The sequence below is a fragment of the Algoriphagus sp. AK58 genome, assembly GCF_014324365.1.
Lineage (GTDB): Bacteria > Bacteroidota > Bacteroidia > Cytophagales > Cyclobacteriaceae > Algoriphagus.
The window spans coordinates 1-15250 of the sequence record NZ_QEIG01000025.1 but is presented as its reverse complement, the minus strand read 5'-3'; the positions used below and the strand labels follow the sequence as shown (position 1 = coordinate 15250).

General features: G+C 43.1%; 14 protein-coding genes and 1 rRNA gene. 4 read left to right on the top strand and 11 right to left on the bottom strand.

Going from position 1 to position 15250, the window contains the following annotated elements; all coding sequences use genetic code 11:
* The first annotated feature begins 59 nt into the window (after positions 1 to 59).
* The 3 genes from DDT91_RS19055 to DDT91_RS19045 all read left to right on the top strand — a co-directional run bounded on the left by DDT91_RS19055 (position 60) and on the right by DDT91_RS19045 (position 2959).
* On the top strand, positions 60 to 938 hold the full coding sequence (locus DDT91_RS19055; RefSeq protein ID WP_187177791.1) for a DUF58 domain-containing protein: 879 nt from the start codon (positions 60 to 62) through the stop codon (positions 936 to 938).
* A complete protein-coding gene (locus DDT91_RS19050) occupies positions 931 to 1848 on the top strand; it encodes a hypothetical protein (RefSeq protein WP_187177790.1) in 918 nt (305 codons plus the stop codon). The genes DDT91_RS19055 and DDT91_RS19050 overlap by 8 nt, the downstream gene beginning before the upstream one ends.
* Positions 1849 to 1915: 67 nt before the next feature.
* Complete coding sequence (locus DDT91_RS19045) at positions 1916 to 2959, top strand: VWA domain-containing protein (protein WP_187177789.1); 1044 nt, start codon at positions 1916 to 1918, stop codon at positions 2957 to 2959.
* On the opposite strand, the gene DDT91_RS19040 is transcribed toward DDT91_RS19045, so the two are convergent.
* A complete protein-coding gene (locus DDT91_RS19040; protein ID WP_187177788.1) occupies positions 2948 to 4030 on the bottom strand; it encodes an alkane 1-monooxygenase in 1083 nt (360 codons plus the stop codon). The two genes, DDT91_RS19045 and DDT91_RS19040, sit on opposite strands and share 12 nt — an antisense overlap.
* 160 nt (positions 4031 to 4190) lie before the next feature.
* Between DDT91_RS19040 and hemN the strand changes: the two genes are divergently transcribed.
* On the top strand, positions 4191 to 5549 hold the full coding sequence (gene hemN, locus DDT91_RS19035; protein ID WP_187177787.1) for an oxygen-independent coproporphyrinogen III oxidase: 1359 nt from the start codon (positions 4191 to 4193) through the stop codon (positions 5547 to 5549).
* Here hemN and DDT91_RS19030 read toward each other — a convergent pair whose 3' ends face one another.
* The 10 genes from DDT91_RS19030 to rrf form a co-directional block, all read right to left on the bottom strand.
* Positions 5550 to 6254 (bottom strand): sulfite exporter TauE/SafE family protein, encoded by a 705-nt coding sequence (locus DDT91_RS19030; protein WP_187177786.1) that lies wholly within the window; start codon positions 6252 to 6254, stop codon positions 5550 to 5552.
* Positions 6255 to 6680, bottom strand: a complete 426-nt coding sequence (locus DDT91_RS19025) for a FixH family protein (protein ID WP_187177785.1) — start codon at positions 6678 to 6680, stop codon at positions 6255 to 6257.
* Positions 6681 to 6692: 12 nt separating this feature from the next.
* Entirely contained in the window at positions 6693 to 8117 is a 1425-nt protein-coding gene (gene ccoG / locus DDT91_RS19020; RefSeq protein WP_187177784.1) for a cytochrome c oxidase accessory protein CcoG, read from the bottom strand.
* 49 nt (positions 8118 to 8166) lie between these two features.
* Complete coding sequence (locus DDT91_RS19015) at positions 8167 to 9099, bottom strand: cbb3-type cytochrome c oxidase N-terminal domain-containing protein (protein ID WP_187177783.1); 933 nt, start codon at positions 9097 to 9099, stop codon at positions 8167 to 8169.
* Between the two features lie 88 nt (positions 9100 to 9187).
* Complete coding sequence (locus DDT91_RS19010) at positions 9188 to 9370, bottom strand: cbb3-type cytochrome c oxidase subunit 3 (protein ID WP_187177782.1); 183 nt, start codon at positions 9368 to 9370, stop codon at positions 9188 to 9190.
* A gap of 12 nt (positions 9371 to 9382) precedes the next feature.
* Positions 9383 to 11515 carry a cytochrome-c oxidase, cbb3-type subunit I gene (gene ccoN / locus DDT91_RS19005; protein ID WP_187177781.1) on the bottom strand — a complete coding sequence of 711 codons (2133 nt, stop codon included), beginning with the start codon at positions 11513 to 11515 and terminating at the stop codon, positions 9383 to 9385.
* On the bottom strand, positions 11508 to 11696 hold the full coding sequence (gene ccoS / locus DDT91_RS19000) for a cbb3-type cytochrome oxidase assembly protein CcoS (protein WP_187177780.1): 189 nt from the start codon (positions 11694 to 11696) through the stop codon (positions 11508 to 11510). Before ccoS ends, ccoN begins: the two co-directional genes overlap by 8 nt.
* 1 nt (position 11697) lies before the next feature.
* Entirely contained in the window at positions 11698 to 14127 is a 2430-nt protein-coding gene (locus DDT91_RS18995; protein ID WP_187177779.1) for a heavy metal translocating P-type ATPase metal-binding domain-containing protein, read from the bottom strand.
* 72 nt (positions 14128 to 14199) lie between these two features.
* On the bottom strand, positions 14200 to 14826 hold the full coding sequence (locus tag DDT91_RS18990; RefSeq protein WP_187177778.1) for a hypothetical protein: 627 nt from the start codon (positions 14824 to 14826) through the stop codon (positions 14200 to 14202).
* 281 nt (positions 14827 to 15107) lie between these two features.
* Positions 15108 to 15219, bottom strand: a 5S ribosomal RNA gene (gene rrf, locus DDT91_RS18985).
* Positions 15220 to 15250 lie beyond the last annotated feature (31 nt).

Sequence of the window (15250 nt, the reverse complement as noted above, 5' to 3'; positions counted from 1 at the left end):
TGAAGTCAAATTTTAAATTTCGGCTTAAGACTTTAACTTAGCCCATTCAAATTCCCCACATGGACCAGCTGTTTGGTAAACTCAGAAAGTACGAAATCATGATCAGAAAGGTGGCCAATAACCACCTGCAAGGGGAATACCAATCACTCTTCAAAGGTTCTGGACTGGAATTTGACGATTTGAGACCCTATCAATATGGGGATGATGTCCGCACCATCGAGTGGAAAGTATCCGCTAAAGGACACGGCACGTTTGTCAAAACATTTAAAGAAGAAAAAGAACAATCAGTCTATTTCCTTTTGGATATATCCGGCAGCCAGGATATTGGCCAGCAGGGACAGAAGAAAATTGATCAGGGAAAGCTAATCGCAGGAGTTCTTACTTTAGCGGCTGTTTACGAAGGCAGTCAAGTGGGATTGATTTCTTATTCGGATCAACAGGAAAAACTAATTCTCCCCGCCAAAGGCAGTAAGCAAGGAGTAAAAATCATCAGAGGCATCTTTGACCACAAAAACAAAAGCCTCAAAACCAACCTAAACGGAATGTTTACCTTTGCTTTGAACCTCATCAAGAAGAGAAGTATCCTCATCATTATTTCGGACTTTATTGATCAGGAGTATGAGCGGTCATTCAGGGCATTGGCTGAGCGACATGATGTGGTAGCTATCCAATTGACAGACCCAAGGGAATCTGCCTTGCCTGCTTTGGGAATTATCCCGATTTTTGATAAGGAAAGAGGTAAAACCACTTGGATCAATACGGCTTTTGGGAGTTTTTCCAAAAAAATATCGGACACCTTTACCACCGAGCGTGAAAACCTCAAGGAAATCTGCAAAAAGAATCAAATCAATTACTTGGCGATAGATTCCAGACAAGATATTGTAGCCCCTCTTATTGACCTTTTCAAGTACCGAAACAAAAGAATGAAACGTGGGTAAAATCGGTATCTTCATTGCATTGCTGTTCATATCCCTCCACACTTCAGCGCAACAGGTAGAAGTGCAGGGATATTTTACCCAAGACTCAGCGCGTTTGGGAGAACGAGTTGGATTTGTACTTAAAGCTAAATACCCGGAATCCACTCAATTGATATTTCCGGATTCTACCTATGACTTTTCTCCTTTGGTTTTCTTAGAAAAGAAAACATTCATTTCAAATACCCAAGATGGCACGACCTTAGACAGTGCGGTTTATTACCTTTCAAATTTTTCACTTGATCCTTCTGTGTATTTGGCTCTACCTGTCTACGAACTTAGTCGATACGACAGTATTACCTACTTTACCAATGAAGCCGAACTGAAACTCAAACTCATGCTCGATTCTATTCCGGAGCAGTTACTTTTTCAGGAAAACAATGTGTATCAACCTTTAGAAAGGTCATTTAATTGGCTGCTGTTTGGATTGATTGCCGGAGCTTTGGTAATAATTTTGGGAGTCTTTTTGATCCTGTTTAAGGATCGAATCAAAGCAATATTCAGGAAAAATCGAGAAAAAATCCGCTGGATACAGTTTGAACGCAAGTGGAAAAAGCTATCAGGATTGCTTGCACAAAATCCTAATCAAGAACTTGCCGACGAAGTAATTGGCCTTTGGAAGGGCTATTTGGAAAGCATCACCCGTCAGCCTTACCAAGAATGGACCTCCAGCGAAATCGCAGAGGCTTTGGAAGACACGGAAGTTTTCAAAGCTTTGAGAACCATAGACATGATCATCTATGCAGGAAAGGAAGGTAAAACGGAAGATGCCACCGCCTATCTATTCGAAGTAGCCAAGTCAGCCTATCAGGAAAAACTAACCCGAATCGGACATGAAATGCCAAAGAGAAAGGTTTCTCACCTTGCGGGATGATAATTCAGGGCATTCCACCTGCTTTACGGCAGGTAGGTCTGACCAATAAAAATCAACTTATTAACAAATGAAAGAGCAGCTCGCTGAGTTCTTTAGTTGGTCTTGGTTTTTGCCTGAGACCTTTAAATCCTACGAGTGGGAGCAACCCATTCTGCTCAACTTACTTTGGATCATCCCCTTGCTGATCTTATTTCGGAAGTTTGTAAAATTCCTAAAAAGACCGGTTTTGGAGCTTTCTCTTCCCAAAAGAGTAGCCCGAGGCAACCCATGGACTTACCTGAGACTAATTCCTACAGGTTTTTTCTTTTTGGCACTGGTGTTAATCGTCATTGCTTTGGCCCGTCCCCAGCGAAGCAATGAACGTGTAGAACAATTCACAGAAGGTATAGACATCTTGCTGGTCATGGACATTTCTGAATCCATGGATTTACAAGACTTTACCCCCAATAGATTAGAAGCTGCTAAAAAGACTGCGATTGACTTTATAGAAGGGCGATTTGGAGACCGAATCGGGATGGTGGTTTTCTCAGGGGAAGCATATTCCCTTTCTCCACTGACCAACGATTACAAACTACTTACGAGCCTGATTGGTGAGATCAATTTTTCGATGATCGAAGCCAAAGGAACAGCGATCGGCTCGGCAATTGCCGCTGGTACCAACCGAATGAAAGACAGCGAAACCCCATCGAAAGTCATGATCTTGCTTTCGGATGGGGAAAGTAATGCTGGAAACGTTGACCCTCTATTTGCTGCTCAACTAGCTGCAGCTTTCGACATCAAGATTTACACCATTGCTGTAGGAAAAGACGGAATGGTTCCTTACGGAACAGATTTCTTTGGGAGACCTCAAATGGTAGAAAGCTACTTGGATGAAACCACCCTCAGAGAGATCGCAAGAATCGGAAATGGACAGTTTTTTAGAGCTTCAGACGGCAATGCCTTGCAACAGATCTTCGATCAAATCGACACCTTGGAAAAAGCTGAAATCCTGGAAAACCGATACAAAGAAACAGCAGATTATTACCGTATCTATCTTTTCTGGGCAATGCTGTTTTTCTTGGTCTGGCTTGCTCTTAAAAGCACTTTCCTCAACAATTTCCTATTGGACTGATTCAAGCCTTTGGACCTCCTTCCACTTTTCCAACCTTGGATCCATCACTGCAAACCAAAGTGGGGGAATACAAGCCAGAATTATCATTGCAGAATATCCTGCCGGTAATTGGGGGCTTTGATCATGGTGATCTAATACTTGGTATCGCTTATAGGCATAAGCATGGTGGTCAGAGTGTCGCTGAAGCTGAAATAAGAGAAAATTACTGACCAATTGAGAAGCGTTCCAGGAGTGAATAGGAGTCACTTTTTCGTAAGAGCCATTCGGTAGTTTTTTTCTTTCCATGCCATAATGCTCCAGGTAATTTACCAATTCAAGAAGGGTAAATGCTAAAAGGCTCTGTAAAAAAAAGAAGACCGGAACCTCCCAGACCAGACGCTGTTGAAATAAAGAAAACAATCCAAAAAAGATTCCTACAAAGCCCAAGGGTAAAATCTGAAACCAAATCATTTGGTTTTGGACTGACCAAGGAGACAATCCTTTCTTCTTAAGTCGTTCGCATTCCAATTCCCAGGCACTTCTAAACCCATCTCTTACTGATCGCAACCAAAAAGCATAAAAATTTTCTCCCTTTCGGCTCGTGGCCGGATCTTCCGGTGTGGCCACGCGTACATGATGACCGCGATTATGCTCAATAAAAAAATGCATATAACACACCGTCATCAGCAGTACTTTCGAATAAAATTGTTCGATTTTTTCGGCTCTATGCCCCAATTCGTGGGCGACAGTGATTCCGATTCCACCTGTGACTAAAGCCATCCCTGAAGTAAATGCTATCCATTGAACCAAACTGAGCTCAAAAACACTCACCATATAAAATCCCCAGCTCAATACACCTAGCTGAATATACACCCAAAAAAAAGTAATCAATCGATAAAATCTCTCCTTAGTCACCTTGCTGACCTCTTTTGCCGGAATGTTTACTGTATCTTTTTGAACCAAAAAATCCATCAGAGGAACAATTAAAAAAACGAATAGGTGGATCATCCACAGAAAGGGACCTCCCAAATAAAACCCAAACACAAGCAGTACAGGTAAAATCAAGGCGCTGAAGAATCCTATCTTTTTCATGAGGGTTTGTAGATCAACAACTAAAAGTTAGCCATTGGAAAATGAATTAGCAAAGAAAGGCTAGCATGGCCTTAATTCCTGATAAAAATCAGGTTACCGTGTATTTGTTATCACTATAATATTCAATTACACGGGCGAATTTGCCGGAAATTTGGAAATCATGGCACTATCACTCGAATTGATCCGAAAGTACAATCAACCCGTTCCCAGATATACCTCTTACCCCACCGTCCCTCTTTGGGATAATAAAATTGACCAGTCAAGTTGGGAGAAAACCGTCAAAATAGCCTTTGACCGATTTGGAAAAAAAGAAGGAATCAGCCTTTACATCCATCTTCCATTTTGCGAGAACCTTTGTACCTATTGCGGCTGCACTAAGCGAATCACAAAAAATCACAAGGTAGAGGATCCCTACATCGAAGCAGTTTTGAGAGAATGGGAACATTACTTGGGAATTCTGGACTATGTTCCAAAAATTTCGGGAATTCACCTTGGAGGGGGTACCCCCACTTTTTTTGCTCCGGAAAGTCTTGAGTTCATGATCTCCAAAATCCTCAAATCGGCAGAAAGGACTAAAAACTTTGAATTCAGCTTTGAAGGACATCCCAACAATACCACGTTTGAGCACCTTCAGGAATTGGCCATCTTGGGATTTGACCGGCTCAGCTACGGTATTCAGGATTTTGATGAAAAGGTCCAACAAGCCATTCATCGAATTCAACCATTTGAAAAAGTTAAATTGGCCACTGATAATGCCAGAAAGTTGGGTTACACTTCAGTAAATTTTGACTTGATTTATGGTCTTCCCCATCAAACCCTGCTGACTCTTGAAAACACCTTTCAAAAGGTAGCAGAGTTGAGGCCTGAGCGAATCGCATTTTACAGCTATGCGCATTTGCCTTCAGCCTTTCCTGCTCAAAAAAGCTTTGAAGAATTTCTGCCCAAAGAGGAAGAAAAGCGTGCGTTGTATGAGTTTGGAAAAGCCAAACTGATCGAAATGGGCTATGAAGAAATCGGAATGGATCATTTTGCATTGCCCAATGATCCGCTTTGCGAAGCAAAAAAAACCGGAACTCTTCACCGAAACTTTATGGGCTACACTACGCTCCCATCCCGAATGCTTCTGGGATTGGGTGCCAGTAGCATCAGCGACGTTTGGATTGGCTTTGCTCAAAATGAAAAGCGGATCGAAGCATACGAAGATATCCTCAAGGAACACCACATGGCCTTGGTCAAAGGTCATCTTTTGACAGACGAAGACTTGCTGGTAAGAGAATTGATCTTGGATTTGATTTGCAAGGGAAAAGCAACCATTCCTTTTAGTATTTGGGAAAATATTCCCGCAAAAAATAAACAGGCTTTGAAGGAATTTGAAGAGGAAGGCCTCCTTACTTTAGTAGATTTGGAACTCACCATACACCCTGATGGAATGGCTGTAGTAAGGAATATCTGCTCCAATTTTGACTTGCGGATGATTCAAACTCAGGAGAAAAAAGCTGTCTTCAGTAAGGCAATCTGATCAGTGACACATGGTGATTTCCACCTGCTGAGTGCCATAGTCGAATACTGCCAACTCTGGGCTTAATCCGGGAATACCCAATCCTAAACCTCTAAAAACCATCAAAATCCCTATCAGCATTCCCAAATAAGGAATTGCTTTTTGGAATTGCTGACGCCGAACTATAGGCAAAAGATCTCCCGAGATCATCAATCCTAGTAGCATCGGGATCGTACCCAAGCCAAAGAAAAACATATAGGCAGAACCCAACCAGGGACTTTGCATTCCCATCGCAACCACCAAAGCCATGTAGACCATACCACAGGGTAAAAGGCCATTGACTAAACCGGTGGAGAAAAAAGCCACTTTGCTTCCTGATTTTAGATACTGTCCCAACTTGGATTTAATCCAGGAGACTATTCCTGAAAGTGCCGGAATGCTCAAAAATTGATCGGCTTTTTTATAACTCAGAGAAAGCAAAACTACAAGAACACCCATCCCAATCGATATACCTTGCTGAATGCCTGCCAGTGAAAGTGAAAAACCCAAGCTCCCGATCACTAGCCCAAGCATGGCATAGGTCAAACTTCGCCCCAGGTTATAAATGATTTTGTTGAATAAAAACTTATTGCTTCCTTTTCCGCCAACTGCCAAAGCAATGGGGCCGCACATTCCCACGCAGTGGAATGAGCTCAAAAACCCCAACAGAAAAGCAGTCCAGAGCATTTACAGCGTTATTTTCTTTTCTTCGTAAAAGTCTACTCCGTTTTCAGTCCAAGTCAATTGGACTCTCCAATACCCAGATTTCAAATCTTGCAGAGGAACCTTGGTTTTTCCTTCAGAAGTGATCTCGAGCGGAAGATTCTTATCCAATCTAGCATCAGAGGGACGAAACAGCTGAAGGCTGCCTTTTGCCCCAACGGGTAAGTCTAGGATCATCGCTTTTTCCTGAACATCAAACACCAAAACCTCTCGGTCGAGCTTGGCTGCTGACACTTCCCTGTCAATTTGCTCTTGGTACTTGATTTCCTTTTCATAGTAATTTTCGGCAACCAGATGAATATCATCCTGCCTTACGGAAATGACTACCAAAGTCATGATAAAGCCCACAAAGGCGATAATGGTCAATAAAATTCCTTTTCCCCAATCCATAGTTTTCTCGGTTTATTTGCCACCCACAGGTGCCATAAAGTTGGTTTCAATATCATCAAATTCTACTCCTTCGGCAGAAAGCACCAAATGGACTTTCTCCTGAGGCACTTTCACATCCGATTGCTCTTTCACCAAAAAGAATCGGCCTTCAAACTTTGTCTGTGGCTCCAACACCCAATTTGTATCGCCTACGATTTCCACTTCCATCCCATCGGCCATCGAAACGATTGTCACACTTTGCGGTTCAAAAGTCTTATTGATCAAGGTGATATTGTACAAGTTAGAAACTTTTCCGTCAGGTCTAGCCTGATAGGTCATTCCCGGGAATCGGGTGATCGTACCCTCCAAATCCTCTCGAGTGGCAATCAGACTGATAAATGCCGCTACCAGAAGCATCAATAGAAAGGTGTAGCCCTTTACTCTTCCGGTGAACAACTTCTGAAAGCCTTGCTTGATGCTGTTTTCGGAAGCATAGCGGATCAAGCCTACAGGACGGTCAACCTTGATCATCACTTCATCACAGGCGTCGATGCAGGCGGTACAGTTGACACACTCCATTTGGGTTCCATTTCGGATATCTATTCCGGTAGGACAAACCTGTACACAAAGTCCACAATCTATACAATCTCCTTTGGGAGCAATTTCAGCAGCTTGCTTGCGGATAGGACTTCTCGGTTCTCCTCTTACATAGTTATACATCACATTGATACTGTTGTCATCGAGCAATACACCTTGAAGTCGACCATAAGGACAAACCACAATACAAGCCTGCTCTCTAAACCACGAGAACACAAACATGAAAATGCCCGAAAACACCAATAGACCAATAAATCCGGCCAAATGGGCTGTAGGTGGCTGGGTAACGATTTGAATCACTTGGTCGATCCCAATCAAATACGCCATCACAAGGTGGCCTATCAACAGAGAGATCAATCCAAAAACAGAAATTTTAAGCCCTTTTTTCCAGATTTTCTCACCTGTCCAAGGGCCTTCGTTGAGTGTTCGCTGCTGATTCGCATCACCCTCGATCAGGTATTCGATTTTACGAAATACCATTTCCATAAAGAGCGTTTGTGGACAAGCCCAACCACACCAAACCCTCCCAAAAACCACAGTGAAGAGGATTATGAAGACAAAGAAAATGAGCAAGAGGAAAATCAACAGGTGGGTATCCTGGGGCCAAAAGGCAGCTCCGAAAATGATAAACTTCCGTTCGAAAATATTTAAGAGCATGTAAGGCCTGCCATCAACTTTGATAAATGGCCCTAAAAAAAGAATTGCCAGCAGTAACCAAGAAAGGTAAGTGCGGTATTTATAAAAAAAACCTTTGACCTTTTTGGGATAGACCCAATTTCGTTTTCCATCCTTACGGACAGAGGCCAAAGCATCCCGGAAAGACTCAGGATTAAGATTGGGGTTGATATTTTTCTTTGCCATGGGGAGGCTGGGGTTAAAAGCCGGGAGATGAACCCCCGGCTTTTTAAAATTACTCGATCGTCGCAACCACTGCTGTGCTGTCTGTTACCGGAGCGGCCTCAGCAGGAGCAGGAGAAGCAGAAAATAGTTCACCTTGAGGTGCTTTGGGAGCAGCTGGAGTTGTTCCTTTTAGAGAAAGAATAAAAGAAGATACTTGCTGAATCTGCTCAGGACTCAACTGATCCTGCCATGGAATCATTCCCTTTTCTACAACCCCGTATTTGACAATTTTAAAAACATCCTGTATAGAACCTCCATGAATCCAGTATTCATCAGCCAGGTTAGGGCCCACCCCTCCTCCACCATCCGCTGCATGGCAAGCTGCACAGTTGGATTCGAAGATGGATTTACCAGCGGATAACGATGGGGCCGACTCATCAAATACAACCGTGGTTTCATCGATTCCAGCCAGCATATTGGCTTTCCTGGCCTCTGCTGCAATCGCCTCGAGTCTCAATTCTTCCTGATACTCTTCTTCACCTGTTAGGCCGGTACCGAGAACTGTATAGTCAACGAAGTAAATTACCGCAAAACCTATGGTGCCAATAAACACCCACTGCAACCAAGGCGGCATGAAATTGTCCAACTCGGTAATCCCATCATAGGAGTGATCAGACATCATTTTAGCTTTTTCTTCTTTTCCTCCTACAGCATCCAACTTGCCTGTCACAAATCGCTCTTTAAAGCTATCCCACCAAGAAGGTTCGTTGGCCAAAGCCGGATTTTCCTTTTTGAATACCGCAGCCATGAAGGACATCAGGTAAACCATCAGGATTAATAAGAGAACAATGACTACTAACACAACCCCAAGGATGATTAGCAAAGTCAATTGACTGGAATCCATGCTACTTAAGGTTGTGTACCAATTGGATTCTTCGGTTTGGGCTAAAGCCGGAATGGCCAATCCGCCCATAAGTGTGAGTATTGAAAATAACTTTTTCATGTGCTTATTATTTTTCTTTACGGCCACATGGAATCTTGCATGGGAACTAATCGAAACTCTATACCTCGATTAATTCCCATACTCGATTTCATAGCTGTTGGGAGGTTGATTCATTTTCATCCATTGGAAGAGATTCCATATGATCCACGTAGCTTTTTGGTACGCGAACTACCCAAATAAACATTCCTACAAAGAAGGTCACGAAAATCAGCAGAGAGATAATCGGATAGATTTCAATGTTTTCGATCGAACGAAGAATTTCTTTATACATGATCTCTATAATTTATTTGGTTGAAGCTGAAGTCTGCTTGATATCGGTTCCTAATCGTTGCAAGTAAGCAATCAAGGCTACGATCTCGGTATTTGGAGCTACTTCCACACCAGCATCTTTCAGGTTTGCTACGACTTTAGCTGCCTGGGAGTCATAGTCAGCAGTTGCCTGGGCATCAAATCCCTCTGGATAGGGAACTCCCAATTTCTGAAGCGTTCTGATTTTTGCAGGCAAGTCTGAAATATCCAATTCATTTGTTGCCATCCAAGGATAAGAAGGCATCAAAGAACCAGGAGACATAGAGGTAGGATCCACCATATGGTGATAATGCCAGCTATCAGGATATTTACCTCCGATCCTATGCAAATCCGGACCGGTACGCTTAGAACCCCAAAGGAATGGTCGATCATAGACAAACTCGCCAGCTTTGGAGTATTCTCCATAGCGCTCCGTTTCAGATCGGAAAGGTCGGATCATCTGAGAGTGACAGCCCACACAGCCATTGGCAATGTAGAGATCTCTACCTTCCAGTTCAAGGGGAGTGTATGGCTTGACAGAACTGATCGTCGGCACATTGGACTTCACTAATATGGTTGGGATGATTTCAACCACACCACCGATTGCCACTGCTATGGTTGCCAAGATGGTAAAGAAGACAGGTTTTCTTTCCCATGCTCTATGCCAGAATTCGCCAGAGGGATTATACGATTTAGCCAATGCCGGTGCTTGATCTTCTTCCGTTGCTTGGAAGCTACCCTGCTTAGCTGTCATCCACATATTGTACATCATGATGATGGTACCAGTCAAATAAAGCAGGCCACCTACTGCTCTCAACATGTACATAGGAACAATCTGAATGACAGTCTCCAGGAAGTTAGGATAGGCCAATCGACCTGCTTCGTTGAACTCTTTCAGCATCAGAAACTGAGTCAAACCAGATACATAAAGCGGAAGGGCATAGAAGATGATACCCAAAGTTCCTAGCCAGAAGTGTGTATTGGCTAATTTGGTGGAGTAAATGCTGGTTTTGAATAGTCTAGGCCACATCCAGTATAGCATACCGAAAGTCAAGAAGCCGTTCCATCCCAAACCACCAATGTGCACGTGTCCTACGATCCAGTCAGTATAGTGTGCAATCGCATTGACGTTTTTCAGGGAAAGCATTGGTCCTTCGAAAGTCGCCATACCATAAGCGGTCACAGCAACTACCATGAATTTCAATACGGGTTCCTGACGGACCTTATCCCAAGCCCCTCTCAGAGTCAAAAGACCATTGACCATACCTCCCCAAGACGGAGCAATCAGCATCACGGAGAAAATAGTACCCAATACCTGTGCCCACTCAGGAAGAGCTGTATAAAGCAAGTGGTGAGGACCAGCCCACATGTAGATAAAAATCAAGGACCAGAAGTGTACAATCGACAGCTTGTAAGAATAAACCGGACGATTGGCAGCTTTGGGGAGAAAATAATACATCAAGCCCAAGAAGGGTGTCGTAAGGAAGAATGCTACTGCATTGTGTCCATACCACCACTGTACCAAGGCATCCTGCACCCCTGCATAGGCAGAGTAACTCTTAAAGAATGAAACAGGCAGCTCTAATGAGTTGAATATGTGCAAAATAGCTACCGTTACAAAAGATCCGAGGTAAAACCAAATCGCCACATACATGTGTCGCTCTCGACGCTTGATCAAAGTACCGATCATATTGGCTCCAAAAGCCACCCAGACCAATGCAATGGCAATGTCTATAGGCCACTCCAATTCCGCATATTCCTTGGAAGTAGTAATGCCTAGAGGCAACGTCAAGGCTGCCGAGAGGATAATCAATTGCCATCCCCAAAAATGGAACCAGCTCAGTGCCGTATTCCACATCGGAGTTTTGAGCAATCGGGGCATAGAGTAATAAACCCCAGCGAAAATAGCATTACCCACGAAGGCAAAAATGACCGCGTTGGTATGCAATGGGCGGATCCTACCAAAAGTGGTATAGGGATTACCCATGTTTGCCTCAGGCCAGAATAGTTGGATGGCGGCGATTAAACCTACCAACATTCCGACAAGGCCCCAGATAATTGTAGCGGCTCCAAAATATTTGACAATCTTATTGTCGTAATGGAACCTTTCCAAAGTAACATCATTCATAGGACTTGGATTTTTTAGGTTGATCTTTAATTATTTTTTTAGGCTGGTTTTCGAATAAAATGCGGACCGAGGGGGTGTAGCTATCGTCGAACTGACCATCCTTCATTGCCCTGAAAAACAAGACCAAGAACGTGACGGCCAAAACCAAACTGACAGCAATCAAGACAAAGATGACTTCCATATTAGGCTTTGTTTAAGTGAATGAGCCCCTTCCGGACACCCATAAAATTGGTAACTAATGTGGTAAAGATTACCACTGAAATACTGCTCACAGGCATCAGAATCGCGCAAAGGACAGGACTCAAAAGCCCTTGAACAGCCAATGAAAGACCCACAATATTGTAGAGGAAGCTCAGCCCGAAACTGGCTTTGATGATCTTGCGGCTGTCTCTTGCAAAAGCTAAAAAGGCTGGGATTTTGGCAAATGAATCCGCATCCAAAATGGCATCACTCGCAGGAGAAAAATGACTTACCCGATCGGTGATCGCTACGCCTACCTGACTTTCTTGCAAAGCTCCCGCATCATTGAGCCCGTCTCCGATCATGAGCGAATTTTTACCCTGCTGATTCAAAGACTTGAGATAGTTCAATTTGTCTACCGGACTCTGATTGAAATGATAGGAAACTTCACCTTTCAAGGCCTTGGACAAAGATTCCTCTTCATGACCGTGGTCACCGGAAAGTACATGCAAATCCAAGTTTTGACCGAGTTGGCTGACGATAGCAGCAGCCCCTTCTCTCAAAGTGGATTGAATATGAAAATACCCAAGTACGACACCTTCAACAGCGAAATAGACCAAGTTACCCGTAGGCACATCCACCCTATTATTCACTTGCACAAAGTCTGCTGAACCCAATTTGAATTCCTGACCTTTGTAGGTTCCTACCAAGCCTTTTCCTTTGATTTCAGTTGGGTTCTCCAAGGTAATCGAAGTAGTATTCTCCAACCAGAGGTTGATTCTATTGCTCAAGGGATGAGTAGATCGCTCTACCAGTGCTTTGAGGATCTGTCTGCTTTCGGAGGAAAGATCTTCTCCGAAATAGTCAATTTTGGCTTTTCCCGGATCAGTCAAAGTACCAGTTTTGTCAAAAACCACGGTATCGATCAAAGCGAGACGCTCCACCACCGCAGCGTTTTTCAGATAAAACTTTCCTTTTCCAAAAATCCGTAAGGTATTGCCCAAGGTGAATGGAGTGGACATGGACAGCGCGCATGGACAGGCCACGATCAAAACAGTAGTGAAGGCTTTTACTGCCAAAGGCACATCTTTTCCTATCCAATAGGCGAAGGCAGCTACCGCAATAGTCAGAACGGTCCAGGTAAATACCCCACTGATTCGGTTTGCCAAGGGCTCAAGCAAGCGCTTGTTTTCCTTTTCAAAAGAATCATTGTTCCAAAGGTCAGTCAGGTAGCCTTGCGAAGGCGACTTCTGAACAGTAAGCAAAATAGGATCGCCTTTTTGCCGCCCCCCAGCATAGATCAATTCCCCTTTTTGCTTGGGCACAGGCAATTCTTCACCGGTTACAAAACTGTAATCGATATGTGCCCTTTCGGAGAGAAGAAGAGAATCAGCAGGAATCAACTCTTCATCTCTCACCAGAATCACATCACCAACTTGCAATTTGATTAGTGGAATTACCTCCTCTCGTTCTTTGACCAACTTGGTAACGGCTATCGGGAAATAGGCTTTGTAATCCCGATCAAATTCAAGAGTGGCAAAAGTCTTTTGCTGGTAGACTTTTCCCAAAAGCAAGAAAAACAAGAGACCTCCCAGGCTGTCCATGTAACCGGCATTTCCTTGCATGAAAATTTCCCAAAGTGAGTAAAGGAAAAAAGCGATGATACCCAAGACAATGGGCACATCCATGTTGATTTTCTTTTGGCGGATAGAATTCCAAGCTGAAACGTAGTAATCGCTTGCCGCATAAAACACGATGGGAAGAGAAAGCACCACATTGAGGTAATCAAAGAGTCCCTTGAATCCCTCCCCCAGCAGCTTAGCTTCTGAGAAATACTCCGGCATGCTGAACAGCATCATGTTGCCAAAGCAAAAACCCGCTACGCCAAGTTTGGTAAGGGTTTTCCGATCGATGGAATGCCCATCCTTTTTATCCAGATCAGCGAGGTTAATCTTGGGCTCATAGCCTAAAGTAGAAAGTAGCTTTACTACCTCCTTCAAGGAGATCTTCTTATTTAAAAACTTGATCTGAACTTTCTTTTTAACAAAATCCACACGACTGCCATTGATGGAAGAATTGATTTGGAAAAGATTCTCCAAAAGCCAAATACACGAGGCACAGTGAATTAAGGGAATATAAAAAGTAACGTGGCTCTCAGTTTCATTTTTGAAATCGAGGAGTTTATTCGCTACATCGACATCATCCAGATAGTCAAAGCGGTTTTTCAGGCCAGAGGCCTGTTTTTGGGATTTCCCGGGAGCTGATTCGATTGCATAATAATTGCAAAGATCATTTTGAGAAAGTACCTCATAGACCAGTTTACAACCTTGGCAACAAAAAAATTTCTCGTCAAAAACCAAGGAATCAGTGGTACAATCCTCACCGCAATGGTAACATTTCTCTTGTGCTTTGACAGGTAAATTTGCTCTCATTCCCAAATATTTTTTTAAAATTACGGCTGCACTCTTCCGAAAAACATGATGAAAATCAGGAATATCTATGACTTACACCGAGAGATAAAAAGAAAGCTTCTCACTCCAAATTTTTCCTTTGTAGAAATGAAAAAGTACCTTGGCTAGGTCTGCTTGGTAATTTTTAGTGGTCACCAAGAGCGTACAATCATGCTTGACGGCATACGACCAAAAGTCACCTATCCGGGTAAAATTAAACTTAATAAAGCTAGTTTCTTGCGTGGAATTGGAGACCAATTGAATGATTTCCTGTTCCTCACGGATCTTGGATTTAGGTATAAAGCAGGGTGAAATGATGGTCGCCTTACTTCTCTTTATCAAATCCCCAAAAAGAAGAATAAATCTCCGTATTAAATCAGCTGAGTTGGGAGTGCCATCGTAGTGAAACAACAGGTGCCTGGCAGAAAAATCTGGAACATATAAAAGGACGGGTACACCACACACTTCTTTTTCCAGTGGCTTTGGATAATCATGTTGATGTAGCCAATCAAGGGTTTTATACAAATCTATGGTAAATAAGGAAGGATTTTCCTCATCATGAAAATAGGAGGGTGTAGGTAAGGAAGGATTGAACGATTCTGTCAATTCCTTTGAATAAAACTCCCTCAGGACATCCTCTGGTAGTTCGTATCGTAGTGCGTGGGGCGATTTGAGATCCATGACAAAATTGTATGATTCAAAACTATCCCAAGAAAGTCAGTTTAGGCCTGACCTATGATGGTAAGGAATATGATAAAAATCAGATTTATTATCGGTTAGAAACCCTAACCAGAAGATAAAATTGATCTAGTACGAGCCATGTTTTGCTCCTTTATAGGAATTAGCATTGGACTAAAAAAAGGTTCTCCTTTTTTATTTATTACTTCAAAAAGTTAGATGATGCATTGGTAAACAACCCAAAAACAAAAAAGCCTTCAGGTATGATCTGAAGGCTTTGAATAATGTGGCGGCGACCTACTCTCCCGGGAGTAACCCCAGTACCATCGGCGCTGCAGGGCTTAACTTCTCTGTTCGGGATGGGAAGAGGTGGGACCCCTGCGCTAGGCCGCCTAATTTGTAAGTATGCAGTGACCGGTGATCAGTC

What these genes read in the sequence shown, in the direction of transcription:
- DDT91_RS19030 (WP_187177786.1), bottom strand. Translation starts at nt 6,254, where the DNA reads ATGCTCTGGACTGCTTTTCTGTTGGGGTTTTTGAGCTCATTCCACTGC.
- ccoG (WP_187177784.1), bottom strand. Translation starts at nt 8,117, where the DNA reads ATGGCAAAGAAAAATATCAACCCCAATCTTAATCCTGAGTCTTTCCGG.
- DDT91_RS19055 (WP_187177791.1), top strand. Translation starts at nt 60, where the DNA reads ATGGACCAGCTGTTTGGTAAACTCAGAAAGTACGAAATCATGATCAGA.
- DDT91_RS19045 (WP_187177789.1), top strand. Translation starts at nt 1,916, where the DNA reads ATGAAAGAGCAGCTCGCTGAGTTCTTTAGTTGGTCTTGGTTTTTGCCT.
- ccoS (WP_187177780.1), bottom strand. Translation starts at nt 11,696, where the DNA reads ATGGAAGTCATCTTTGTCTTGATTGCTGTCAGTTTGGTTTTGGCCGTC.
- DDT91_RS18995 (WP_187177779.1), bottom strand. Translation starts at nt 14,127, where the DNA reads ATGAGAGCAAATTTACCTGTCAAAGCACAAGAGAAATGTTACCATTGC.
- DDT91_RS19010 (WP_187177782.1), bottom strand. Translation starts at nt 9,370, where the DNA reads ATGTATAAAGAAATTCTTCGTTCGATCGAAAACATTGAAATCTATCCG.
- DDT91_RS18990 (WP_187177778.1), bottom strand. Translation starts at nt 14,826, where the DNA reads ATGGATCTCAAATCGCCCCACGCACTACGATACGAACTACCAGAGGAT.
- DDT91_RS19015 (WP_187177783.1), bottom strand. Translation starts at nt 9,099, where the DNA reads ATGAAAAAGTTATTTTCAATACTCACACTTATGGGCGGATTGGCCATT.
- ccoN (WP_187177781.1), bottom strand. Translation starts at nt 11,515, where the DNA reads ATGAATGATGTTACTTTGGAAAGGTTCCATTACGACAATAAGATTGTC.
- DDT91_RS19025 (WP_187177785.1), bottom strand. Translation starts at nt 6,680, where the DNA reads ATGGATTGGGGAAAAGGAATTTTATTGACCATTATCGCCTTTGTGGGC.
- DDT91_RS19040 (WP_187177788.1), bottom strand. Translation starts at nt 4,030, where the DNA reads ATGAAAAAGATAGGATTCTTCAGCGCCTTGATTTTACCTGTACTGCTT.
- hemN (WP_187177787.1), top strand. Translation starts at nt 4,191, where the DNA reads ATGGCACTATCACTCGAATTGATCCGAAAGTACAATCAACCCGTTCCC.